Consider the following 22,391-nt stretch of genomic DNA (forward strand, 5'->3'; position numbering starts at 1 on the left):
AGGGACACGGAGAGCGGTGCGTGCCCGGTTCCCGACTCAGTTCTCGACGGCGGCGCGCTCGGTGCGGTCGTACTTCTCCTCGAACTCGCCGATGAGCTGGCCCATCTTCGCGTACCAGTCGTTGAGCATCCGCTGCATGTCGTCGGCGATCTGCGACGGGTCGGTCGGCCTGTACACGTGGTAGTAGCCCCCCTGGTCGTAGTTGATCTGTTCTTTCTGGATGAACCCGGCGCTCAACAGTCGCTGAACCGCGCGGTAGGCGGTCGAGCGTTCGCGGTCGACGCGCTCGGCGATCTCGTCGATCGTGAGCGGCTCCTCGACCGACACCAGCGTCTGGTAACAGTCCTTGTCCAACTGCTTGAGACCGTGGAAACACTCCAGTAACCCCTCACACTCCATGTCCCGTTGGAGCTGTTCGGACATCGAATCGGGCATTTAACGCGTCGTTAGAGGGTTTCGCCCGTCAAAAGCATTGTGTGTACCGCACAATCACAGGCGACCGTTTCGGCCGCGGACCTGACGGAGCCCACGGACGGCCGCCGATCGCTTTTTACTCCTCGTCGTCGGACTCGGCGTCCGCGTCGTCCTCGTCGTCGTCGCCGACGCCGGCGGCCTCGAACGCCGTCGTGACCTCGTCGACAGGGACCGTTCGGAAGCCGTCGTCCTCGGTGACGGTCGCGACCGCGAGGTCCGAGGGCTCGAACTCGTCGTCGTGTTCGGCGAGCGCGGCGACGGCGAGTTCGATGCCGTCCGCCAACGAGAGGTCGTCGGTCCACTCCTCTTCGAGATGGCCCTGGATCTCCTGACGGCCGCCGCCGATGACGGTCGCCTTCCACTCGTTGGGGGTCCCCGAGGGGTCGGCGGCGAACAGGCGCGGCTCGCCGTCGTCGATGCCGCCGATGAGGAGCGCGGCGCCGTACGGTCGCGTTCCGCCGCGCTGGGTGTTCTCCTGGATGTGGTCGGTGATGAACTTCGTCAGCGTCTCGACGCCGACCGGCTCGCCGTAGCGGAGGCGGTTCCCCTGCGACTGGCGGCGCGCGAGGTCGATGAGCTGGCGGGCGTCGGCGACGTGGCCCGCGCTCGCGGTCCCGACGTGGTCGTCGAGCTTGTGGAGCTTCTCGATGCTCTCGGCCTCCATCAGCGACGAGGAGGGACGGGACATCGCGACGAAGACGACGCCGTCGGTCGTCCGAACGCCGACGCTCGGCGCGCCGCGCGAGACCGCCTCGCGTGCGTACTCGACCTGATAGATTCGCCCGTCCGGCGAGAACAGCGACGTACCGCGGTCGTACGCCTGCTGATCGTTGCCGCCCATCATCGCCGATCACCCGCTCGCGCGGTGTCACGTTCGCTCATTACCCTTCCTTACGCCGCGCCGTTGAAAAAGCATCCGTAACCGGTACATCCCTGACCCCACCGCAACCGACGCCCCGGATCCGACGGTCGCGTCTCCGTCGCCGACTCCTCGCGCCGACTCTCTCTCCCGCCCGCGACGCTGATTCCCCCGTCTGGCTCCCGCCGCTGGCCGATTCGCTTCCCCCGCCGACGGATATAACCACGCAGGTCGCCTAGTGAATATGACATTGACGCACACACGAATTACGGCCCTCTCGCTGGCCGTGCTGGCTGTGTTGGCGACCGTTGGCGGGGCGTTCGCGGCCGGCGGCGCGGCGGCGGTGCCGGACGCGCGGATCACCGTCGAGACGGTCGACGTGGCCTCGGGCGAACCCACCGTCGGCGAGCGGACGGCGGTGAACGTCACCGTCACGAACTCCGGCGGCAGCGCCGCGGCGGCGAACGTCACCGAGGTCCGCGTCCGTAACGCCGACGGCGACGTGCTCGACAGCGTCTCGGGCGTCGGCGCGCTCTCGGCCGGCGACTCGCTGGACGCGACGCTCTGGACGACCTTCGAGGAGCCGGGCGAAAAGCGGCTCACCGTCCAGGCCGTCGCGAACCAGTCGACCAGCGGCGAGTTCGTGACCGTCAGCCGCGACACCGTCATCGAGGTGCGCCCGACCGAGGTCGCGCTCGACCTCCGGACCCGTGCGCTCGACCCCGAGGACCTCCGGACCGACGACGGGAACGAGAACCCCGCCGGTGACCTCGGCATCGGCGGTATTCAGGGCATCTTCGGCGGTGGCGGCGGACTCGACACGGGCGACGGCGACCAAGACGGGGCGGCGCCCCTCGCAACCGACTCGCCCGTCGAGGTGACCGTCGTCAACACCGGGACGACGACGGCCGACCGCGTGAGCCTCCGCGCCGTCGGAACCGCGGTCGACGGCGCAGCGGACGGAGACGACGCGGAACGGACCGTCTCAGTCGGGCCGTTCGTCGTCGAGGACGTGGCGCCCGGGGAGGAGCGGCGCGTCATCGTCGATCTGGGCCCGCTCGACCGGCGCTCGGCGGTGACGGTCACGGCCGCGTTCCGGGCCGACACGGACGTGCGGAACGACCGCGGGGCCGACCGCACCGCGGAGTCGACGGTGACGTACCCGGTCCGCGAGTCGACGCCGACCGTGACGGACGCGACGGTCCGCGAGACCGGCGACGGGGCGGTCGTCGTCGACGCCAACCTCGGGAACGCCGGCGAGGGCGAGATGACGGGCGCGGTCGTCTCCGTCGGCGACGCGCCCGGCGTCGAGCCGACGCCGACGGGGAGCGAGTACTTCGTCGGGACGCTCGGCGCCAGCGACTTCGTCGGCTTCGAACTCGAAACGACGGTGAACGCCTCGGTGGCCGATGAGATTCCGATCCGGGTCACCTACACCGAGCGCGGCGTGCGGTACACCGAGACGCTGGCGGTGGCGGCGCCGGAGTCGGACGACGAGAGCGACGCCGGCGGCACGCTCGGCCGGATCGGCGTCGGCGGCGTGGGCGCCGCGGGCGCGGCGGCCAGCGGGCTCGCGCTCGTGGGCCTCGCCGGGGCGGTCGGCGTCGCGGTCAGGACCGGGCGTATCGGCGGGTCGACCGGACGGCGACGCGACGGGTCGGCGCCGTGACCGGGGACGCCGTCTCGGACGCGAAAGCCGCAGCCGACCGCGCGGTCGACGCCGAAGCCGGCGGCGAGTACGCCGTCGAGCTCCGGGACGTCGTCAAGCGCTACCCGAGCGGCGGCGCCGAGCCGGTCGTCGCGCTCGACCACGTCGACTTCGCGGTCCGGCCCGGGGAGTTCGTCGCCGTGGTGGGACCCAGCGGCTCCGGGAAGTCGACGCTGCTCAACGTTCTCGGGCTGCTCGACGACCCCACCGCGGGCCGGCGCCTGCTCGACGGGACCGACGTGACGAACCTCTCGGTGGCCGAGCGGACGCGAGCGCGCAAGGAGTCGATCGGGTTCGTCTTTCAGGACTTCCACCTGCTGCCGACGCTGACGGCCGTCGAGAACGTCGCGATGCCGACCGCGTTCGATCCCGGCGACGCGACCGACCGGGCCGCCGACCTGCTCGCGCGGTTCGGGCTCGGCGACCGGCTCGACCACGAGCCGAGCGAGCTCTCCGGCGGCCAGAAGCAGCGCGTCGCCATCGCTCGCGCGCTGATCAACGAGCCGGGCGTGCTGCTCGCGGACGAGCCGACCGGGAACCTCGACACGGAGACGGGCGAGTCGATCCTCGCGGAGTTCGAGCGCGTGAAGTCGGAGGGCGTCGCCGTCATCGCGGTCACGCACGACCCGCTGGTCGAGGAGTACGCCGACCGCGTCGTCGACCTCACCGACGGCGTGTTGACCGGCGGGATCCCGACGGACGAGGGGGGCGACGGCCTCGGTCCGGACCGCGTCCCCGGCGACGAGACTCGGCGCGGTGGCCGGACCCGCCGCGGCGGCCAGCGGCCGGCGCCCACGGACGTGGACGGTGAGAGATGACGGGGGGTGACGGATGAGTCGGGAGCGGTCGACGCCGCGGCGCGACGGTCTCGCCGGCTGGCTGCGGGGCTGGCGCCCCGCGGTGTCGATGGCGTCGCGGAACCTGCGGCGGAACCGCGTGCGGACGGTGTTAGCCGTTCTCGGCGTCTGTATCGGCGTGCTCGCGGTCGCGGCGCTCGGCATCTTCGGGAACGTGCTGGCGCTCGGCGCCGACGACGCCATCGGCGACATCGGCACGCAGGTCGTCGTCTCGCCGAACGCCGACGCCGGCGTGGAGTCGCTGTCGAACGCGGACGTGGCGGCGATCCGGCGCGCGGTCGGCGAGCCCGCGGTCGTCCCGCTGTACTCCGACAGCGCCACGGTCGCGCGGCAGGGCGACCAGACGTTCGCGACGGTGTACGGGATCGAGGAGCCGGCGCTGGCGTACGAGGCCGCCGAGGGGCGGCTCCCCGAGCGCCACAGACAGGGGGCCATCCTCGGCGCGGGCATCGCCGAGGACCTCGACGCCGGCGCGGGCGACACCGTCCGGATCGCGGGGGCGCAGGTGCGGGTGGTCGCCGTGTTAGTCGAGAGCCAGACGTTCAGCCCGGTGGCGCCCGACGACGCCGTCTTCCTCCCGGAGTCGGCGTTCTCGGCCGACGGGTACGCGCAGGTCCTCGTCATCTCCGACTCGGGCGAGGAGGCGCGTATCGCCGCCGACGCGATCCGCGAGGAGGTGAACGCGCGAGAAGACCGGGTCGACCTGTTCGAGCTGGCCGCCTTGGTCGACGAGATCAACGAGTTCTTCGGACTGCTCTCGACGTTCCTGCTCGGCCTCGGCGCCATCTCCCTCGTCGTCGCCGGCGTCTCGATCCTCAACGTCATGCTGATGAGCACCGTCGAGCGCAGACAGGAAATCGGCGTGATGCGCGCCGTCGGCGTCACCCGCCGCGACGTGTTGCGCGTCCTGCTCGCGGAGGCCGGGCTCATCGGCGCCGTCGGCGCCGCCGCGGGCACCCTGCTCACCGTCCTGCTGGTCGCCGGGCTCGTGGTCGGCGCCGAGGAGGTCGACGCCGCGCTCGCGCTCGACCCGACGAACGGCTACTACCTCCTCTTGGCGCTCGTCTTCGGCGTCGGCGTGGGGATCGTCAGCGGCGCCTACCCGGCGTGGAAGGCGGCCAACGAGCGCCCGGTCGAGGCGCTGCGGAGCTGATTCCCCGAGGTGGCCGACAATCCGAAGCACCTCGTACTATCTAAACACCGAACGGCGCGCCGGCGAGCGCCCGGCGGGCGCGAGCCGACCGCGAGGTCCCCGTGAGCGGAGCGAACGGGGGCTCGGAAATCCTCGATTTCCGGTGGCGGCGGCGGTCCGGCGCGGCTCCGCCCGGGCCGGGCCGTCCGCCGAGGCTGGGGAGGCGTGAGGTGTGGTCGCTGGGCGGGGCTTTGGCGGTATTCACCGTCGATCTTCGGTCAGGTGAGTGTAGCCGAGCGGCTCCTGAATCCCCAAAACGGCTTTTGAGCGTGACGACGCACCTGCCGGGCATGGTCCTCGAAAATGTGCGCTCCTCGCCGCACGTCGTCGGCGCCTCCCCAGCGAGGGGGTTACTCGTGCTGGCGGTGGTGGGCCTCCTCCTGCTCGCCTCCGTCGGGTTCGCCGTCGGACTGAACGTCGGACTCTCCCTGTGGTGGATCGCGCTGGCGCTCGGGATCGCCGTCGCGGCGGGGTTCGCGGGTGCGGGCCTCGTCCCGACCGTCGGCTCGCTGTGGCTCGTCGGTTGCTGGTGGTTCGCGTTCCCGCCGCTCGCCGGCTATCTCACGGGTAACTGGACGGGCGCGGGCCGGTACTCGTATCCGCGAATGATGGGATATGGGTACCAATCAGCGCGTGGGGAGCTGCTCGGCGGGATCGAAATCGGTGTCAGACTCGGGCTACAGTTCGCTGTCGTCGCCGGGCTCGCCGGGTACGCGGCAGGGGTGGCTCTTAATCGAGTGTCGACGCATACGAACGAGTCCTAATAATCGCGATCGAGTGCTTACGATCAGTCGACCGCAGATCGGCGGGAACGCCTCCAAAGCCCCAGTCGCGAGACCGCAGTACGCTCGTTGCGCTCCTCGCTCGTTGCGCTCCTCGCTCGTTGCGCTCCTCGCTCGCTGCGCTCGCTGCGCTGCTTGCGTCGCCTACTGCGGTCTCGCGACTGCCCCTTTGAGTGCCGCCCCGCAACCCCACCTCACGCCTCCCCAGCCTCGTCGCTCACGCCCTCCGGGCGTTCGCGACTCCCTCGCGCGTGCTCCTCGCGGCCGCCGGTGGCGTCCGCTCGCAGGCACGCGCCACCACAGTTCAACTGAGAAAAACCGCTATGTAGTCGGAACGTCCGTCTAAACGCCGCGGCCCTGAAGCTGCTCTTCTTCCTTCATGTCCTCGTTGGACTGCCCTTTCATCCCCTTGCCCGTGCCGCTGGCGATGCGGGCGAGCTCCTCGGGGTCGTCCCAGTTGTTGACGGCCTCGACGACCGCGTTGCCCATCGCCGCGGGGTCCTCTGCGCCGAAGATGCCCGAGCCGACGAAGATGCCGTCACAGCCGTGGTACATCATCAGCGCGGCGTCGGCGGGCGTCGCGATGCCGCCGGCCGCGAAGTTGACGACCGGGAGCCGCCCCGCTTCGGCGGTCTCGTGGGCGAGGTCGCGGGGGGCGCCGTGTTCGCGGGCCCACTTCTCGCGCTCCTCGTAGTTGAGACCGGTGAGGGTACGGATCTGGTTTTTGATCGTGCGCTGGTGTTTGACGGCCTGGTTCACGTCCCCCGTGCCGGCCTCGCCTTTCGTCCGGATCATCGCCGCGCCCTCGTGGATGCGGCGGAGCGCCTCGGGGAGGTTTCGGGCGCCGCAGACGAACGGCGAGGTGAAGTCGCGCTTGTCCGTGTGGTACTCGTCGTCGGCGGGTGTGAGCACCTCGGACTCGTCGATCATGTCGACGCCGAGCGCCTCCAGGATCTCCGCCTCCTTGCGGTGGCCGATCCGGGACTTGCCCATCACCGGGATCGACACCTCGTCGATGATCTCGGGGACCCGTTCCGGGTCGGGCATCCGCGCGACGCCGCCGCGCTTCCGGATGTCCGCCGGCACGTGTTCCAACACCATCACCGCGACCGCTCCCGCGTCCTCGGCGATGCGTGCCTGTTCGCGGTTGACGACGTCCATGATGACGCCGCCTTTCTGCATCTGTGCGAAGCCGCGCTTGACCAGCTCAGTCCCTCGCTTCAGCTCCTCCAGATCCGTTGCCTCTGGCATAGTAATGGGTTAGGTCGCCGGCCACTTAACGGGTCGCTTTCGGCGGGATAGCCCGGCGAGCGGGCGGTTCACGCGTCCGAGCTGAACCGCCGACTCGCGGGCCGGCCCGCCCCGGTCGGCGACACCGCAACCGCGAAGTCCCTCCCGGTCCGAACGTCTGCCGTGACCACCGGAGCCATCCTCGCCGGCGGGCGCTCGACGCGCTTCGGCGACGCCGACAAGGCGGTCGCGCCGGTCGCCGGCGTGCCCATGATACGCCGCGTGGCGAACCGGCTCGCGGGGACCGACGATCCCGTTCCGCCCGGCGCCGACCGCGCTGCCGGCGGGAACCCGGTCGTCGACGAACTGGCCGTCAGCTGTCGACCAGACCAGCGCGAGGCGATCGCCGAGGCGCTCTCCGGCGTCCCGCTGCCCGTCCGCTGGGCGACGGACGACGAGCCGGACTTGGGACCGCTCGCGGGGATCGGGAACGCCTGTCGGGCCGCGACGGAGCCGTACGCCTCCGTCGTCGCCTGCGACATGCCGTTCGTCGACCCCTCCTTCGCGGCCGCGCTTCGCGAGGCGGCCGCGACGGCCGAGGCCGCGGTCCCACGACTCGACGGCCGTTGGTACCAGACGACGCAGGCGGTGTACGCGACGGAGCCGGCAGCGGAGGCCTGCGAGCGCGCGCTCGACCGCGGCGACCGGAAGATCCTCGCGATGGTCGACCAGCTGGACGCGGCCGTCCTCGACGACGAGGCGGTCCGGTCGCTGACGACCGAGCGCACCTTCACGAACGTCAACACGCAGTCGGAGCTCGCGGCGGCCGAACGAGCGATCGCCGCCGCGCTCGACGCGGACTGAGCGCGGCCCCCGACCGCGTTCGAGTTCCGTCTCAGTCCGTCAGAACCTCGTACGCCTCGTTGAGCCGCTTGAACCCCTCCTCGTCGCCGTCTTCGCCGTCCGGGTGAATCCGCTTCGCGCGCTCTCGGTAGCGGCGGCGGACCGTCTCGCTGTCGGCCGTGCGGTCGAGTCCGAGCGTCTCGTACGCCTCCCGCTCGGTCATCGCGTCGGCCGCGGGCGCCCGGTCGCGGGGGTCGCGGCCGCCCGCACCCCCCGGACCGCGGGCGCCGCGTCGCCGACCGCTCGCGCCGCGCCCGCCGTCGGTGGTGCCGGCGGCGCGGTACGCGCGCTCTCGGTTGGCCTCGGCGCGGGCGCGCTGTCTGGCGCGCTCGCGCTCCGTCGGCCCCGCCTGCGCCGCCGACCGCCGGGCCTGGTCGTGGAGGCGCCCGCTGGCGTGGTACCAGAGGAAGTACGACACGGCGCCGAACGGCACCGCGAGCGCTAACGCGATCGGGTGGAGGACGATCCCGCCGATCACGAGCAGCGCCGTCATGCCGACGAACGTCCCGGCGAGCCCGACGACGATCGTTCGGTTCGTCACGGGCGTAATGGGGGTCGAAGGACCGTAAGACTCTCGCCGCCGCCGGGGCGGAACGCCGTCGGCTCCGCACCGTTTATGCCCGCGGCCGCCCGGATACGGGGTATGCAACCGGCGGACAGAGAGACGGTGACGGGGCTGCCGCCCGGGATCGCCGCCGCCCGCGATACGCTCACGCCGATGCTCTCGCAGTACGCCGACCTGTGTGCCGCCCACGAGGACGCACTCGTGTTGTTCCAGGTCGGCGACTTCTACGAGGCGTTCTGCGAGGCGGCCGAGACGGTGGCACGCGTCTGTGAGGTGACGCTGACGGAGCGGTCCGACTCCACCGGCGACTACCCGATGGCGGGGGTTCCCATCGACAACGCCGCGCCGTACCTGGAGTCGCTGCTCGACGCCGGCTACCGCGTCGCCCTCGGCGACCAGGTCGAGGACGCCGAACAGGCATCCGGGCTCGTCGACCGCGCCGTCACCGAGGTGATCACGCCCGGTACCGTCGTCGAGGACGACCTCCTCGAATCGGGGACGACGAACTACGTGGCGGCGGTGGCGGCCGACGACGCCGCCGGAGAGAGCGGTTCTGCGGCCCGCGTCGGACTCGCCGCCGTCGACGTCTCGACGGGCGAGTGCCTCGTCACGTCGGGCGACGCGGACGCGGTCGCGGGCGAACTCGACCGGATCGCGCCGGCGGAGCTCATTTCGGGGCCGGACGCTCCGGACTTCGCGCCGAGCGACGCGGCCCGCGGCTGGACGCCCCACGAGTACGACGACGGCGCGTTCGACCGCCGGCAGGCGGCCGAGCGGCTGGAGCCGTACCTCTCCGCGCCCGACCGACGCTTCGCGTCCGACGCGGAGCTGCGGGCCGCCGGCGCGGTGCTCGCGTACGCCGAGTACACGCAGGGCGACGACGGGCCGCTCTCGTACGTGACGCGAATCCGCCGGTACGACCCTCACGACCGGCTCCGGCTCGACGCCGCGGCCCAGCGGAGCCTCGAACTGTTCGAGAACCGCGGGCTCGGCGCGAGCGACACGCTGTTCGACGCGCTCGACGAGACGAACTGCGCGCTCGGTCGGCGGTGTCTCGAACGCTGGCTCCGGCGCCCGCTCGTCGACGCCGACGCGATCCGGAGCCGCCACGACGCGGTCGGCGAACTCGCCGACCGGAGCCTCGCGCGCGAGGGAGTCGCCGACGCGCTCGCGACCGCCTACGACCTCGAGCGGCTGGTGAGTCGCGTCTCTCGCGGGCGAGCGGACGCCCGCGACCTGCGCTCGCTCTGCCGGACGCTCGCGGTGGTCCCGGAGCTGAAGGCGACCCTCGCCGACGCGTCGGGCGACGCCGGGGGAACGGACGCCGTCGCCGAGGAAGCGGGCTCAGACGCCGAGTTCCCGCGGACCGACCACCTCCGCGACCTCCGCGAGCGGCTCGACGCGCTGGCCGAGGTCCGCGAGCTGATCGACACGGCGATCGCGACCGACCCGCCACAGGAGATCACGGAGGGCGGCGTGATCCGCGAGGGGTTCGACGACGACCTCGACGACCTGCGCGCCACGGAGCGCGAGGGCCGCGAGTGGGTCGCGGACCTCGAGACCGCGGAGCGCGAACGGACCGGCATCGACTCGCTGTCGGTGGGACACAATCAGGTCCACGGCTACTACATCGAGGTGACCGACGCCAACCTCGACCGGGTGCCGGACGACTATCGCCGGCGCCAGACGCTGAAGAACAGCGAGCGCTACGTCACGCCGGAGCTGAAAGAGCGGGAGGAGTCGATCGTCGGCGCCGCGGAGCGCGCGGACGCCGTGGAGTACGAACTGTTCGTCGACGTCCGCGACCGCGTCGCGAGCGAGACCGAGCGAATTCAGGGACTCGCCGACGCGCTCGCCGAACTCGACGCGCTGACCTCGCTCGCGGCCGTCGCGGTCGAGCGCGACTACGTCCGCCCCGAACTGCGCGCCGAGGCCGAGGGGAGCGTCGAGAGCGACGCGGGGATCGCGATCGAGGGCGGACGACACCCGGTCGTCGAGCGGACCGAGACCTCCTTCGTCCCGAACGACGCCGACCTCCCCCGCGGGTCGGTCGCCGTGATCACGGGGCCGAACATGAGCGGGAAGTCGACGTACATGCGGTCGGTCGCGCTCGCGGTCGTACTCGCGCAGACTGGGTCGTTCGTCCCCGCGCAGGCGGCGACGCTCCCCGTCTTCGACCGCGTGTTCACCCGGGTGGGGGCCTCGGACGACATCGCGGGCGGGCAGTCGACGTTCATGCGCGAGATGAGCGAGCTGACAGAGATCCTCCACGACGCCGGCCCCGACTCGCTCGTCCTCCTCGACGAGGTGGGGCGGGGAACGGCGACGACGGACGGGCGCGCCATCGCCCGCGCGGCCGCGGAGTTCCTCCACGACGAGCTCGGCGCCACCGCGCTGTTCGCGACCCACTACCACGGGCTCACCGACCTCGCAGACGAGCGCGAGCGCGTCTTCAACCTCCATTTCACCGCCACCCGCGAGGACGGTGACGTGACGTTCCTCCACCGAGTCGTGCCCGGCGCGTCCTCGTCGTCGTACGGCGTCGAGGTCGCCGAGTTGGCCGGCGTCCCCCGTTCCGTCGTCGACCGCGCCCGCGACCTCGTCGCCGCCGACGAGGCGGACCGCGATCGCCGGACGAACGGGACCGACGCCGGCGCGCGCGTCGACGACGGAGCGGCGAGCGGCGAGGAACTGTCGGGCGATAAGGACCGTGACGGCGACGCGTCGCTCCGCGAGTTCCTCGCGGAGGAGGCCTCCGACGAGCGCGGCGCGAGCGGCTCGGACTCGGGCGACGTTCCCGGCGCTCCGGCCGAGAGCGGCGACGCCGGGAACCGCTCGCCCGACGGCGACGCGGAGGTCCCGGCCGGGGGCGGGACCGACCTCGCCGCGGCCCTTCGCGACCTCGATCTCGCTCGCATGACGCCGATCGAGGCGCTGAACGCACTCTACGACCTCCAGTCGCGAATCGACGATGACGGGTGACGGAGACGAGGGTCGGGGCGCGCCCGGAGCCGAAGACCGGAGAGGGAACGCCGGCCGCGTGCGCCGGCTCGACGCCGAGACTGTCGACCGGATCGCGGCCGGCGAGATGGTGACGCGGCCGGCCAGGGTCGTCGGCGAACTGGTCGAAAACGCGCTCGACGCGGGGGCCTCCCGGGTCGAAATCGCGGTCGACGGCGACGGGACCGATCGAATTCGCGTCGCGGACGACGGCCGCGGGATGGCTCGGGCGGACGCGACCCGGGCGGTCGAGCGTCACGCCACGAGCAAGCTGGCACCGGACGGCGATCCGGTCGGAGTCGAATCGCTCGGGTTCCGCGGCGAGGCGCTCGCGGCTATCGCCGAGGCCGCCCGGCTCGAACTCGTGACCAGCCCCGGCGACGGCGTCGGGACGCGGGTCGTCGTCGACGGGACCGCGAGCGAGGGCGGTGGCGTAAGCCGCTCGGCGGACGACGCCGAGTCGGGCGCGGCGGTCGAACCGGCGGGGCGAGGCCGGGGGACCACGGTCGTCGTCGAGGACTTGTTCGCGACCCGGCCGGCCCGACGCGAGTCGCTCGCGGGCGCGAACGCGGAGTTCTCGCGGATCTCCGGGCTCGTCGCCGACTACGCCCTGGCGAACCCGTCGGTAGCGTTCGCGCTCGAACACGACGGGTCGACGACGCTCTCGACGCCGGGAACCGACCGGACAGACGCGCTGCTCGGGGTGTACGACCGCGACACCGCGAGCCGGGCGACGACCCTCTCCGCGAGCGTCGACCTGGACGCGGGCGGGTCGTCGCCGGTCTCGCTGACCGTCTCCGGCGTGCTGGCGTACCCGTCCGTCACCCGAGCCACTCGCGACCACGTCCGCGTGTCGGTGAACGGGCGGCCGGTCCGCAACGACCGGCTCGCGGCCGCGGTCCGCGACGGCTACGGCCGGCTCCTCCCCGACGGCCGTGAGCCGGTCGCCGCGGTCGACGCGTCGCTGCCGCCGGCCCGGGTCGACCCCAACGTTCACCCGGCCAAGCGGGAGGTCGGACTCCGCGACTCGGACGCCGTCGCCGACGCGGTCGAGTCGGTGGTCGCGGACGCGCTCACCGGCGCGGACCTCCGACGCTCCGCCGACGTCGACACCGACCTCGAATCGGCGCTCGACGCGGTCGGCGACGAGGACGGCTCGCGGGCCGGGGCGTTCGCGGACGCGGACCCGATCGGGGTGTTCCGCGACCTGTACGTCCTCGTCGAGGCCGGCGACGAACTGCTCGTGATCGACGGCCACGCCGCCCACGAGCGCGTGAACTACGAGCGCCTCGCGCGGGCGTTCGACGGCGACCCGCTACCGACCGCGACGCTCGACCCGCCCGCGACGGTCTCGCTGTCGACGGACGAGGCGGCGGCCGCGAAGGCGCACGCGGAGGAGCTGGCCGCGCTCGGGTTCGAGACCGAGCCGTTCGGCGGCGGGACCCGCCGGCTGCGGACCGTGCCCGCCCCCTTCGGGCGGACCGCGGACGCGGACGCCTTCCGCGACGCGCTCGGCGCGATCTCCGGACCAGACGGCGGCCGCGGCGCCTCGGCGGACGTGCGCGACGACCTGCTCGCGGACCTCGCGTGTCATCCCTCCCTGAAGCGGGGCGAGTTCGACGACCTCGGGGACGAGAAACTCCGACACCTGCTCGACCGCCTCGGCGAGTGCGACCGTCCCTTCGCCTGTCCGCACGGCCGTCCGACCGTCCTCTCGGTCGACGAGGGGACGTTCGCGGCCGGGTTCGGTCGCGATCGATGAGCGGGGGCCGCGCGCGGCGAGCGCCGACCGAACGGGCGTAACTGACCGGTATCTATTAACGCGAAGAACCCGGGGGTGATCGTATGGGAGAGGAGCCGAACGTGACTCGGGGCTCGCTACCGCAGGAGCGGTCCGCCGGCCGGTTCTCCGGCCCGGACGGCTTCCGCGACCTCGTCGAGCGGCTTCTCGCGTGGCTTCGAAACCGACGAGAGTCGGCCTTGGAGAGCGTCTCGACCGCGACGACGATGCGGAACGTCGTCGACGCGGACGCGATCGCCGACCGGACTCCCCCGAAGTGGAGCGTCCTCCACGACGTGGTCACCTACGGGACGGACTCGCTCACGGACGTGCTCGTCTTCAGGCACGGTCCCACCAGACAGGACCTGGTGGTGATGCCGGAGCGGAACACCGAGCCGGAAGGGGAGATCAGCTTCTATCACGCCGACCGCACGAAGGGCGCGCGGCACCTGCTGTCGATCGGTGCGGACTCGCTCACGGCGGCGCTCAGCTACGTGTTAGAGCGCATCGACCAGTTCGAACGGTTGTTCACCGGACGCGGCTCGCAGCTGCCGAGCGGCTACACCGGGCCGTCGGACCGGTAGCTCCGCGGAGAGGCAGGCGACGTATCTTCGACCGCGTAGCGACGGGACCGGAGTCGCTGGGCTCGTCGACCGTTCCTCCGAACGCATCCGAAGGGAGCCGCAGAGAGCAGTGCGGTCCGAGACGACCCCGACGGGGCGGTCTCAGACCGAGGAGTCCACCGGGCGCCCCTCGCCGTCGACCCGCTCGACGCTCTCCTCGCCGCCCGACGTCTCGGGCGGGTGCGAGACCGTCCGCTGCGGGTACGGGATCGAGATGCCGGCGTTGGCGAAGCGGTCCTGTATCTCCTCGACCGCGGTCGCCTTCGAGCGCCACCGCGCCTGCGGAGTCGGGGGGTCGATCCAGAAGCGGAGGTCGAGCAGGATCGCCGAGTCGCCGAAGCCGGACGGGATCGCGTACGGCTGGGGGTTGTTCGCGATCGTCGCGATCTCGGTGAGGACTTCCTCGGCGATCTCGGCCGCCTCCTCGGGGTCGTCGTCGTACCCGATCCCGACCTCCATGTGGATCCGGAGGCGACCCTCGCGGCTCCGGTTCGTGATCGCCTGGTTGGCGACGATGTCGTTGGGCACCACGACGAACTCCCCGTCGAAGTTGCGCATGTGGGTGTTCATGATCGTGATATCCGTGACGAACCCCTCCTCGTTGCCGATCTCGACCCAGTCGCCGATCTCGAACGGACGGGCGAACATCAGCACGAAGCCGGCGATGAGCGATCCCAGCGTCTGTCGGGCCGCCATCCCCAAGACGATCCCGAGGAAGCCCGCCCCGACCAGCAGGCCGCCGAGGTTCACGCCCCAGATGCCGAGGACCGTGATCAGCGCGAGCACGAGCAGCCCGACCTGTGCGAGCCGCGTGAGCAGCTGTTCCTGGTGGGCGGTGATCCGGTCGCTGTCGGCCGACAGGTCGGCGACGTACGTCTCCAGGGCGTCGCTGACCACGTAGGCGCCCCCGAGCAGCATGACCGAGACGATGACCTGCCCGCCGACCCGCACGGCGTTCTCGGCGACGGGCAGCACCGCGACCACGTACTGGAACTGCCCCCACACCGTCAGGACGGCGACGCCGGCGAGCGCGAACAGCGCGAGCTGCGAGAGCCCGACCGCCACCCGCAGGAGGAAAGAGGCCGGGACGCCCCCGCGGAGCGTCTCGATGGCTCCCTCCCCCGACTCGTCCGTCCGGTCGTCGATGACCTGGTCGATCCATCCAGAGACGGCCTGCTCCCCGGTACGAACGGCCTTCGGAAGCAGTAGCCACCCCACGGCGAGCGTGACGAGCGCGATGCCCGCGGTGGCCGCCAGTCGCCCCTCCGTGCTGGCGACGTCGCTCAACACCGCACCGGCGCGAGTTCCGAGTCCCCCGATCACGGTAGGTGGTTCGTCGCCGGCCGGATAACGGATCCGACGCGAGTCTCACCTGAGAGAATTAGCTCGGCGGAGCGACTCTACCCGAGCCGCGGACCGCCTCGCCGTCACCGGCCTCTGCGGAGCTCTTCGATCAGCTGTTCGATGAGCGCCGACTGTCGGTCCAAGCGCTCGGACTGCGTCTCGACGGTGCGCCGCAGCGCGGCGACCTCGCTCGCGAGGTCGGCGTCCTCGACCCCCGCGCTCTCGAACGGCGAGCCGTCGAACGCGTCGTCCGACGGGACGGCGGCGTCCGCGTCCTCCTCCCCGACGGGGCCGACATCGGTCTCGACGGGTTCCCCTGCCGTCGGATCCGCGGTCGCGGCGTCGGCGACCGCCGACTCCGCCGCGACCGATTCGGCGTCGTTCGGCGCCGCAGGCTCCGCCTCGGGCTCTCCGTCCAGCCGGTCGGCAGCGGACTCGGTCCCCGTCGCGTCGGCGTCGAGCGCGGTCGGGTCGTCGACGGTCGCCTCGTCGACGGCCGCGTCGGCGTCGAGCGGGTCCCCGTCGAAGGACTCCTCGCCGAGCGGATCGGCGGCGTCGCTTCCGTCCGACCCGACGACGGTCTCCGGTTCGGTGGAACCGGCGCCGGCCGTGTCGGTCGCGGCGCTGCCGCCCAGACCCGTCGTAGGGGCGGACTCGTCAGAGTCGGTTCCGGCGGCGTCTGCCTCCGCATCGGCTTCCGCGTCGGCGACCGGCGACGCCGAGAGCGGGTCCGGCCCCTCGCCGAAGTCGGTCGCCCCGCCGCCCGTCTCGGCGTCGACCGCCGACTCGTCCGACTCCGCGGCGACGACCCGGAACTCCTCTAAGCTGTCGACCTCGTGGAACGAACACACCGCGTCGGCGAGCGTCTCTCGGAGCGCCCGGGCGGACTCGTTCGGCGCCTTGAAGCGCTCCGAGCGGCCGTCGTGGACGAGGACGACCGCGGTGGCGACGGTTCCGTCCTCGAAGTCGAGGCCGGTGAGGTCAGCGTAGTGGAACTCCTCGAAGTCGGGGTCCCAGACGGCCGACCCGACGTGTTTGACCAGCCGCTCGCTGGTGACGACCAGGGTGAGCTCAGAGAAGCGGAAGGTTCGCAGCACGGTCTCGCCGGTGCCGGTGACGCCGCTCGCGGAGAGGACGCCGGCGAGGAGCGGATGGAGTACGTCGTCGACGCGCTTGCTAGGGACCGAGAGCGTCTCGTCGCCGTCGAGGCCGTACCCGAGGGTGATCTTGGCCTTGCGGCGGCCCGTCGAGACCTCGATGCGCTCGACGTCGTGGCCGTACTCGTCGACGGACTCGTCGGACAGGAGTCCGTCGCCGCGGTAGACGAGGGTCCGGCTGGGCGTGACCGCGAGCTGATCGCCGCCGCCCAGCGGCACCTCGGCGACGACGTCCTCGTCTCCGACCGTCGCCGCGAGCAGTTCGGGAAGGCTCATACGCCTCGGATACGCCGCGCCCGGCATAAATCCGCTGGGTCGACCGCGAGCACGGGCCGATCGCGGATCCTCGACCCTCGAGAGCGACCGCCCGCGGCGCTCTGCGATCGGTTCACACGCTTCCGACGGATGGGAAGGTTAAAGAGTCTCATCGCGGTACGAAACAGTGAGGCCGGGTGGCTTAGCTGGACATAGCGCCGCACTCATAGGGTTCGGAGATTCGGTGCGGTGACGCCTTGGAAGCGTCCGCGTCCTTCCCGTGGCTCCGCCGAGCCTCGGACCTGGGACATGCGGAGATCGTGGGTTCGGAGCCCACCCCGGCCACTCTCACAGTCTGTTTACTCTGCGAGCGATGGCGCTTTTCAACTGTGGTCGTTCTCGGGGCACGTCGTGGGACCGCTCGGCGATATCGAACCCCAGCCGACGGTTCCTACAGCGCGACCGCCGTCCCCGCGACGAGCGCGACCGTGACGGCGACGCCGCCCAGACCGAGCAGCGCGTAGTTGGCGACCGGATTCGCCGCGGTGAACAGATCCAGCGTGTACTCGGTGTCTCGCACGGGCGCATACGGCCGGATCCCCATCGGCGTGAGCGCGTCGGCGAGGAGGTGCGAGACGATCGTCACGGCGCCGAACAGGAACCCGGCGCCGCCGAAGAGGAGCGCCGCGGCGACGCCGCTCCCGAGGCCGAGTCCCGCCCCGACGACGCCGAAGACGGCGCCGACGAGCAGCGCGAACCAGACGGTGTGCGTGATCCCCCGGTGTTTGACCAAGGGGACGCGCGTATCGAGGTCCGGCACCATCGCGGTCGAGGCGATGCCGACGGCGCCGGCGGCCCCGAGCTCCAGCGAGGTGAGGGCCGTGAGGACGAACCCGAACGGTGCGTACACCGCGAGCGACGCCCCGACGTGGCCGTTACGGTACACGCGATAGGCTGCGTTCCCGGCGCGTAAGTCCGTTGCGTCGACTCGCCGGGCGCTCCGACCTCGGGCGGACCGCGGTGCGGGCTCATCGCTCTCGTTCCGCGGCCGGGCGAAACGCCTACCACGGCCGGCCGTGACGGTCCGGTATGACGCTCACCGCCCGCGACCTGATGGAACCGGACGTGAAGACGGTCTCGCCGGACGACGACGTCACCGACGTGTTCAAGAAGTTCGCTCGGTACGAGTTCAGTGGCTTCCCCGTCGTCGACGAGGCGGAGCGACTGGTCGGTGTCATCACCGAGTCGGACCTCGTCGACCTGTTCGAGCCGGAAGACGAGACGCTGTGGATTCCGATCGGGCTCCCCCCGTTCGTGGACACCCTCAGCTACCAGGTGAAGCGACCGTGGGCCGACCTCGACCTCGGCATCGACCTGATCCGCAACGCCGACCGCCCCGTCTCCGAGGTGATGAGCACCGACGTGGCGACGGTGACGCCCGACACGGACGTCGACACCGTGCTGGACCTGCTCGTCGGCGACGACCCCGACATCAACCGCGTCCCCGTGGTGGACGACGACGAGCGGGTCGTCGGGATCATCGCGCGCCAAGACGTGGTCCGCGCGTTCCGCGACCGCCGACTAGAGTAATTCGACGCGAACAGTCCTGACGGCTCTGTTGAAATCCTCTTGTTCGGATAGGTTCTTACCTGAAACAACTGGTCGCTGAAAGGGTGCGTATGTGTTATATCAAGCAGTAAATTTTAGATGATCCAAATTATAAATCATAATCCGAGAAGTACAAATCTAATACCATAGAACACGATAACAACACCCGCGATCCGGCCGACAGTAATCGATAGTTGAGTCATTCCGATATCAGCCGCAGTCTGTTTTGTCCCCCATGATTGCGCGATGCGATAGTATTTATCCATAATAGGGGGATGTACTGCGAACATCCCGCCTATAAATATAGATATAATTCCAAATCCTATCAGCGGAAGACTGATCATAAGATATTGTGGCAGGTACCGAAGAAAATGTCTTGTCCCTCCTGTTCGGTCATAGGTTCATCTTGATACGCACTTGTCCTGTGCTGAGCGATTGGGGTGGAAAACTATCAGTTACTGAGGATTTCCACAGAGCCAGTACAGGATATCTTTGGAACAGTTCCCAGAGTTTACTCGGTGGAAGAGTCGTTCTATTTTTTCTCAGCTACAGGCGATTGGGTCGGGGGAAATCGCCGTAACACAAACGCAACAGTAGATGATACAGTCCCTATTGGGACGCCATACAAAATTGCTGTCCCCACGCCCGTTAAAACTCCATAGTTAGGTTGGGGGTGAGTAAGAGCGGTGACACCGTACAGGGAATAGCCGCTCATGATGATCACGGCGACGGCGATACTCAGCAGTATTCCGTCGTTGCGATATGTGTGTCTCCCTACCAGAATAATCGCTGATACTGTAACCCCAAGTGGACTCATAAGCAAACCAGATGAGTTTCCCATCTCGGAATTTCCAACAAGATAGAGTTGACCGAAGAACAAGGCCATGAGAATGACGGAGTACCCGAGATACCGAAGCGATAGGTTCAACGACTTCCCGAGAAGGAACGATTCTAACCGCGAATCCATACATGTCGATGGGTCACTGGTTGTATAAGCTTTTCATCAAGAAAGCTCTCCGGAAATCAGACATATAGATAGTAGGGGCTCTGTTGAAATACTCCGTAAAGAGTTTTCAGCGACCGGCCGTTTCAGGCGAGAATCTTCCTAAAGAATAGGGTTTCAACAGAACCGTCTTGACGGACATTTTAAAAATAGTCGATCACGCATCGGCGGTGAATGGCTCTAAAGCCCCAGCCGCGAGGACGGCGCACGCTCGCTGCGCTTCTCGGTCGCTCACTTCGTTCGCTCCCTGCGGTGCTTGCGTCGCCTGCGCCGTCCTCGCGGCTGCCCCTTTGAGTCCCACCCGACCACAACCGCACAGCGCCTCACGCCTCCCCAGCCTCGTCAGTCGCCGTCGCTCCGCTCGCCGACTGACTCCCTCGCACGCGCTCCTCGCGGCCGCCTTCGGCGGCCACTCGGAGGCGCGCGCCGACCGCACAGATGCTACGCTGGTCGTTCGCTGATACCGGACGGACGAGATCGCCCGAGGCACCGAGGGACAGCCTCTTACCGGCCGACCGTCAGAAACGGACGGACATGCTGATCGCCGGAACAGTCGTCGCCGATCCAGAAACCGTCATCCCCGACGGCGCCGTCGTCGTCGAGGGAGAAACGATCGCCGCGGTCGGCAACGAGGCCGCCCTCCGAGAGCGCTACCCCGACCACGAGCGGCGCGCATTCGACGTCGTCGCGCCCGGCCTCGTCGGCGGCCACGTTCACTCGGTCCAGTCGCTGGGCCGGGGGATCGCCGACGACGCCGCGCTGCTGGACTGGCTGTTCGACGCCGTGCTCCCGATGGAGGCCGCGATGGACGCCGCGGCCACTCGGGCGGCCGCCGAACTCGGCTACCTAGAGTGTCTCGAATCGGGGACGACGACCGTCGTCGACCACCTCTCGGTCAACCACGCCGCGGAGGCGTTCGAGGCCGCGGTCGAGACCGGGATCCGCGCGCGACTCGGCAAAGTCCTGATGGACAAGGAGTCGCCCGAGGGGCTGCTGGAGGACACCGACGCCGCGCTGGCGGAGAGCGAGGCGCTCATCGAGGAGTACCACGGCGCCGCCGACGGGCGCGTCCGGTACGCGGTGACGCCGCGGTTCGCGGTCACCTGTACGGAGGCGTGTCTCCGCGGCTGCCGCGACCTCGCCGACCGATACGACGGCGTGACGATCCACACGCACGCCAGCGAGAACGAAGACGAGATCGAGACCGTCGAGGCCGACACCGGGCGCCGGAACGTGCTCTGGCTCGACGAGGTCGGGCTCACGGGGCCGGACGTGACGCTCGCGCACTGCGTCCACACGGACGAGCGCGAGCGCGAGGTGCTCGCCGAGACGGACACGGTCGTCACCCACTGTCCCTCCTCGAACATGAAACTCGCCTCGGGGATCGCGCCGGTGCAGGACTACCTCGACCGCGGGATCACGGTCGCGCTCGGCAACGACGGGCCGCCGTGTAACAACACGCTCGACCCCTTCACCGAGATGCGGCAGGCGAGCCTCCTCGGCAAGGTCGACGCCCGCGACCCGACGCGGCTCCCGTCGGGGACGATACTGGAGATGGCGACGACGAACGGCGCCCGCGCCGCCGGCTTCGACCGCCTCGGTACCCTCGAAGCGGGCCAGCGCGCCGACGTGATCGGGATCACGACCGACCGGACGCGGGCGACGCCGCTCCACGACCCGCTCTCGCACCTGGTGTACGCCGCCCACGGCGACGACGTGGTCTTCACGATGGTCGACGGCACGGTCCGCTACGCCGACGGCGAACACGTCGGCGTCGACGCCGCCGCGGTCCGCGAGCGCGCGACGCGCCACGCGGCCCGCGTCGTCGAGGAGGCCGGGATCGAGATCGGCGCGCCCTGATCGATCGAACGAGACCGGTTTTCGACGATAACCCGGAGCGAAGGCGCAAAACGGCGTTGAGTCGGACAAATTCGGACTGAAGACCTCGATTTTATATGCGTGTCGCGCCCCTCGGAGCAGACACCATGACGGACCGATCGCGGACGACGAACGACGACCGCACTCACGACGACCCCGCCGACCGATTCGGACGACGAGAGTTCGTGGCACTCGGCGCCGGCGCGAGCGCGACGATGCTCGCCGGCTGTGCCGGCGGCGGGAGCTCCGGCTCGCCGGACGGCTCGGACGGCTCGGGCGGGTCCGACGGGACCGACGACGCCGACGTGACCACCGGGAGCTTCCGACTGCTCATCAGCGACGCCCCGGCGGACATCGCCGACTTCGACCGGCTCGACGTCACCCTCGACGAGGCCCGCGTGTTCCAGTCCGGGGGCGAAGGGGAGGACGAGGACAGCGAGGCCGACGAGGACACTGAGAGCCCTGACGACGACGAGTCGGACGCCGCGGGCAACGAGACCGACACGGAGGACGACCCCACGGGCAACGAGACCGACACGGAGGACGACGCAGAAGAGGAGGTCGAAAGCGAAGACGACGACTCGGAGACCGAAGAGGAAGACGACGCGGAGGGCAGCCGCGGCTACACCGTCGTCGACCTCGAAGACGCCACCGTCGACCTGACACAGGTGATCGAAGACGACGCGATCGCCGTGTTCGACGGCGAGATCCCGGCGGGCAGCTACGAGAAGATCGAACTCGAGGTCTCCGCCGTTCAGGGTATCGTCGACGGCGGCGAGGTCGACGTGAAACTCCCCAGCGAGAAGCTCCAGATCACGAACGGGTTCGAGGTCACCCCCGACGGATCTGTCAGCTTCGTCTTCGACATCAACGTCGTCAAGCGCGGCCCGAACAACGGCTACATCCTCAAGCCCGTGATCTCCGGGAGCGGGGTCGCCGGGCGCGACGTCGAGGTCAACGAGATCGACGACGATGACGAGGACGACGAAGCGGCGGAGACCGATGGCGACGAGTCGAGCGACGACGGCGACGACACCGATGAGAGTGGGTCGGACGACGATGACGCCGGCAACGAGACCGCCGAGACCGACGGGGACGGCAGTTAGCGACGCCGACGCTCCGACGGACCCGTCGGTCCGCGTCGCGCGGTACTATCGAGAACGTCCGTCCGAG

General features: G+C 70.1%; 18 protein-coding genes and 1 tRNA gene. 12 read left to right on the forward strand and 7 right to left on the reverse strand.

The window, feature by feature from the left end; genetic code table 11:
* Positions 1 to 36: 36 nt before the first annotated feature.
* Both ACZ5KW_RS06770 and psmA read right to left on the reverse strand, forming a co-directional pair.
* Positions 37 to 435 (reverse strand): helix-turn-helix domain-containing protein, encoded by a 399-nt coding sequence (locus tag ACZ5KW_RS06770; protein WP_343778649.1) that lies wholly within the window; start codon positions 433 to 435, stop codon positions 37 to 39.
* A 115-nt stretch (positions 436 to 550) separates the two neighbouring features.
* The gene (gene psmA / locus ACZ5KW_RS06775) at positions 551 to 1,318 is read right to left on the reverse strand and encodes an archaeal proteasome endopeptidase complex subunit alpha (protein ID WP_343778647.1); all 768 of its coding nucleotides are present in this window, start codon (positions 1,316 to 1,318) and stop codon (positions 551 to 553) included.
* Positions 1,319 to 1,577: 259 nt separating this feature from the next.
* Between psmA and ACZ5KW_RS06780 the strand changes: the two genes are divergently transcribed.
* From ACZ5KW_RS06780 to ACZ5KW_RS06795, 4 genes are all read left to right on the forward strand, one after another.
* The gene (locus ACZ5KW_RS06780; protein WP_343778645.1) at positions 1,578 to 3,002 is read left to right on the forward strand and encodes a CARDB domain-containing protein; all 1,425 of its coding nucleotides are present in this window, start codon (positions 1,578 to 1,580) and stop codon (positions 3,000 to 3,002) included.
* A complete protein-coding gene (locus tag ACZ5KW_RS06785; RefSeq protein ID WP_343778642.1) occupies positions 2,999 to 3,859 on the forward strand; it encodes an ABC transporter ATP-binding protein in 861 nt (286 codons plus the stop codon). The genes ACZ5KW_RS06780 and ACZ5KW_RS06785 overlap by 4 nt, the downstream gene beginning before the upstream one ends.
* Positions 3,860 to 3,872: 13 nt before the next feature.
* Positions 3,873 to 5,051: an ABC transporter permease gene (locus ACZ5KW_RS06790; RefSeq protein WP_343778639.1), complete on the forward strand. Its 1,179-nt coding sequence runs from the start codon at positions 3,873 to 3,875 to the stop codon at positions 5,049 to 5,051.
* A gap of 329 nt (positions 5,052 to 5,380) precedes the next feature.
* On the forward strand, positions 5,381 to 5,854 hold the full coding sequence (locus ACZ5KW_RS06795) for a hypothetical protein (RefSeq protein WP_343778637.1): 474 nt from the start codon (positions 5,381 to 5,383) through the stop codon (positions 5,852 to 5,854).
* A 360-nt stretch (positions 5,855 to 6,214) separates the two neighbouring features.
* On the opposite strand, the gene pdxS is transcribed toward ACZ5KW_RS06795, so the two are convergent.
* On the reverse strand, positions 6,215 to 7,123 hold the full coding sequence (pdxS, locus tag ACZ5KW_RS06800) for a pyridoxal 5'-phosphate synthase lyase subunit PdxS (RefSeq protein ID WP_343778635.1): 909 nt from the start codon (positions 7,121 to 7,123) through the stop codon (positions 6,215 to 6,217).
* Positions 7,124 to 7,285: 162 nt separating this feature from the next.
* On the opposite strand from pdxS, the gene mobA reads away from it, so the two are divergent.
* The gene (gene mobA / locus ACZ5KW_RS06805; RefSeq protein ID WP_343778633.1) at positions 7,286 to 7,966 is read left to right on the forward strand and encodes a molybdenum cofactor guanylyltransferase; all 681 of its coding nucleotides are present in this window, start codon (positions 7,286 to 7,288) and stop codon (positions 7,964 to 7,966) included.
* A 31-nt stretch (positions 7,967 to 7,997) separates the two neighbouring features.
* Here the strand turns inward: mobA and ACZ5KW_RS06810 are convergent, their stop codons facing one another.
* Entirely contained in the window at positions 7,998 to 8,546 is a 549-nt protein-coding gene (locus ACZ5KW_RS06810; protein WP_371152513.1) for a DnaJ domain-containing protein, read from the reverse strand.
* A gap of 102 nt (positions 8,547 to 8,648) precedes the next feature.
* Here ACZ5KW_RS06810 and mutS point away from each other — a divergent pair, with 102 nt between their 5' ends.
* The 3 genes from mutS to ACZ5KW_RS06825 all read left to right on the forward strand — a co-directional run bounded on the left by mutS (position 8,649) and on the right by ACZ5KW_RS06825 (position 13,934).
* A complete protein-coding gene (gene mutS, locus ACZ5KW_RS06815; protein WP_343779871.1) occupies positions 8,649 to 11,552 on the forward strand; it encodes a DNA mismatch repair protein MutS in 2,904 nt (967 codons plus the stop codon).
* A complete protein-coding gene (mutL, locus tag ACZ5KW_RS06820; protein ID WP_343779873.1) occupies positions 11,542 to 13,332 on the forward strand; it encodes a DNA mismatch repair endonuclease MutL in 1,791 nt (596 codons plus the stop codon). Before mutS ends, mutL begins: the two co-directional genes overlap by 11 nt.
* Before the next feature lie 83 nt (positions 13,333 to 13,415).
* On the forward strand, positions 13,416 to 13,934 hold the full coding sequence (locus ACZ5KW_RS06825) for a hypothetical protein (protein ID WP_343779875.1): 519 nt from the start codon (positions 13,416 to 13,418) through the stop codon (positions 13,932 to 13,934).
* 141 nt (positions 13,935 to 14,075) lie between these two features.
* On the opposite strand, the gene ACZ5KW_RS06830 is transcribed toward ACZ5KW_RS06825, so the two are convergent.
* Both ACZ5KW_RS06830 and ACZ5KW_RS06835 read right to left on the reverse strand, forming a co-directional pair.
* Positions 14,076 to 15,296, reverse strand: a complete 1,221-nt coding sequence (locus ACZ5KW_RS06830; protein ID WP_343779878.1) for a mechanosensitive ion channel family protein — start codon at positions 15,294 to 15,296, stop codon at positions 14,076 to 14,078.
* Between the two features lie 104 nt (positions 15,297 to 15,400).
* Positions 15,401 to 16,750: a DUF7115 domain-containing protein gene (locus tag ACZ5KW_RS06835; protein ID WP_343779880.1), complete on the reverse strand. Its 1,350-nt coding sequence runs from the start codon at positions 16,748 to 16,750 to the stop codon at positions 15,401 to 15,403.
* A 170-nt stretch (positions 16,751 to 16,920) separates the two neighbouring features.
* Here ACZ5KW_RS06835 and ACZ5KW_RS06840 point away from each other — a divergent pair.
* A tRNA-Met gene (locus ACZ5KW_RS06840) sits at positions 16,921 to 17,074 on the forward strand.
* A gap of 106 nt (positions 17,075 to 17,180) precedes the next feature.
* On the opposite strand, the gene ACZ5KW_RS06845 is transcribed toward ACZ5KW_RS06840, so the two are convergent.
* Complete coding sequence (locus tag ACZ5KW_RS06845; RefSeq protein ID WP_343779883.1) at positions 17,181 to 17,675, reverse strand: metal-dependent hydrolase; 495 nt, start codon at positions 17,673 to 17,675, stop codon at positions 17,181 to 17,183.
* A 143-nt stretch (positions 17,676 to 17,818) separates the two neighbouring features.
* On the opposite strand from ACZ5KW_RS06845, the gene ACZ5KW_RS06850 reads away from it, so the two are divergent.
* The 3 genes from ACZ5KW_RS06850 to ACZ5KW_RS06860 all read left to right on the forward strand — a co-directional run bounded on the left by ACZ5KW_RS06850 (position 17,819) and on the right by ACZ5KW_RS06860 (position 22,324).
* A complete protein-coding gene (locus tag ACZ5KW_RS06850; protein ID WP_343779886.1) occupies positions 17,819 to 18,319 on the forward strand; it encodes a CBS domain-containing protein in 501 nt (166 codons plus the stop codon).
* A gap of 1,555 nt (positions 18,320 to 19,874) precedes the next feature.
* Positions 19,875 to 21,200, forward strand: coding sequence for a 5'-deoxyadenosine deaminase (locus ACZ5KW_RS06855; RefSeq protein ID WP_343779888.1), 1,326 nt, complete (start codon positions 19,875 to 19,877; stop codon positions 21,198 to 21,200).
* Between the two features lie 125 nt (positions 21,201 to 21,325).
* A complete protein-coding gene (locus ACZ5KW_RS06860) occupies positions 21,326 to 22,324 on the forward strand; it encodes a DUF4382 domain-containing protein (protein ID WP_343779890.1) in 999 nt (332 codons plus the stop codon).
* Positions 22,325 to 22,391: the final 67 nt, after the last annotated feature.

It is taken from the genome of Halorubrum ejinorense (assembly GCF_055389685.1).

Excerpts from the sequence above, each read along its gene's own strand:
- ACZ5KW_RS06770 (WP_343778649.1), bottom strand. The coding sequence starts at position 435 with ATGCCCGATTCGATGTCCGAACAGCTCCAACGGGACATGGAGTGTGAG.
- psmA (WP_343778647.1), bottom strand. The coding sequence starts at position 1,318 with ATGATGGGCGGCAACGATCAGCAGGCGTACGACCGCGGTACGTCGCTG.
- ACZ5KW_RS06780 (WP_343778645.1), top strand. The coding sequence starts at position 1,578 with ATGACATTGACGCACACACGAATTACGGCCCTCTCGCTGGCCGTGCTG.
- ACZ5KW_RS06790 (WP_343778639.1), top strand. The coding sequence starts at position 3,873 with ATGAGTCGGGAGCGGTCGACGCCGCGGCGCGACGGTCTCGCCGGCTGG.
- ACZ5KW_RS06795 (WP_343778637.1), top strand. The coding sequence starts at position 5,381 with ATGGTCCTCGAAAATGTGCGCTCCTCGCCGCACGTCGTCGGCGCCTCC.
- pdxS (WP_343778635.1), bottom strand. The coding sequence starts at position 7,123 with ATGCCAGAGGCAACGGATCTGGAGGAGCTGAAGCGAGGGACTGAGCTG.
- mutS (WP_343779871.1), top strand. The coding sequence starts at position 8,649 with ATGCAACCGGCGGACAGAGAGACGGTGACGGGGCTGCCGCCCGGGATC.
- mutL (WP_343779873.1), top strand. The coding sequence starts at position 11,542 with ATGACGGGTGACGGAGACGAGGGTCGGGGCGCGCCCGGAGCCGAAGAC.
- ACZ5KW_RS06825 (WP_343779875.1), top strand. The coding sequence starts at position 13,416 with ATGGGAGAGGAGCCGAACGTGACTCGGGGCTCGCTACCGCAGGAGCGG.
- ACZ5KW_RS06835 (WP_343779880.1), bottom strand. The coding sequence starts at position 16,750 with ATGAGCCTTCCCGAACTGCTCGCGGCGACGGTCGGAGACGAGGACGTC.
- ACZ5KW_RS06850 (WP_343779886.1), top strand. The coding sequence starts at position 17,819 with ATGACGCTCACCGCCCGCGACCTGATGGAACCGGACGTGAAGACGGTC.
- ACZ5KW_RS06855 (WP_343779888.1), top strand. The coding sequence starts at position 19,875 with ATGCTGATCGCCGGAACAGTCGTCGCCGATCCAGAAACCGTCATCCCC.
- ACZ5KW_RS06860 (WP_343779890.1), top strand. The coding sequence starts at position 21,326 with ATGACGGACCGATCGCGGACGACGAACGACGACCGCACTCACGACGAC.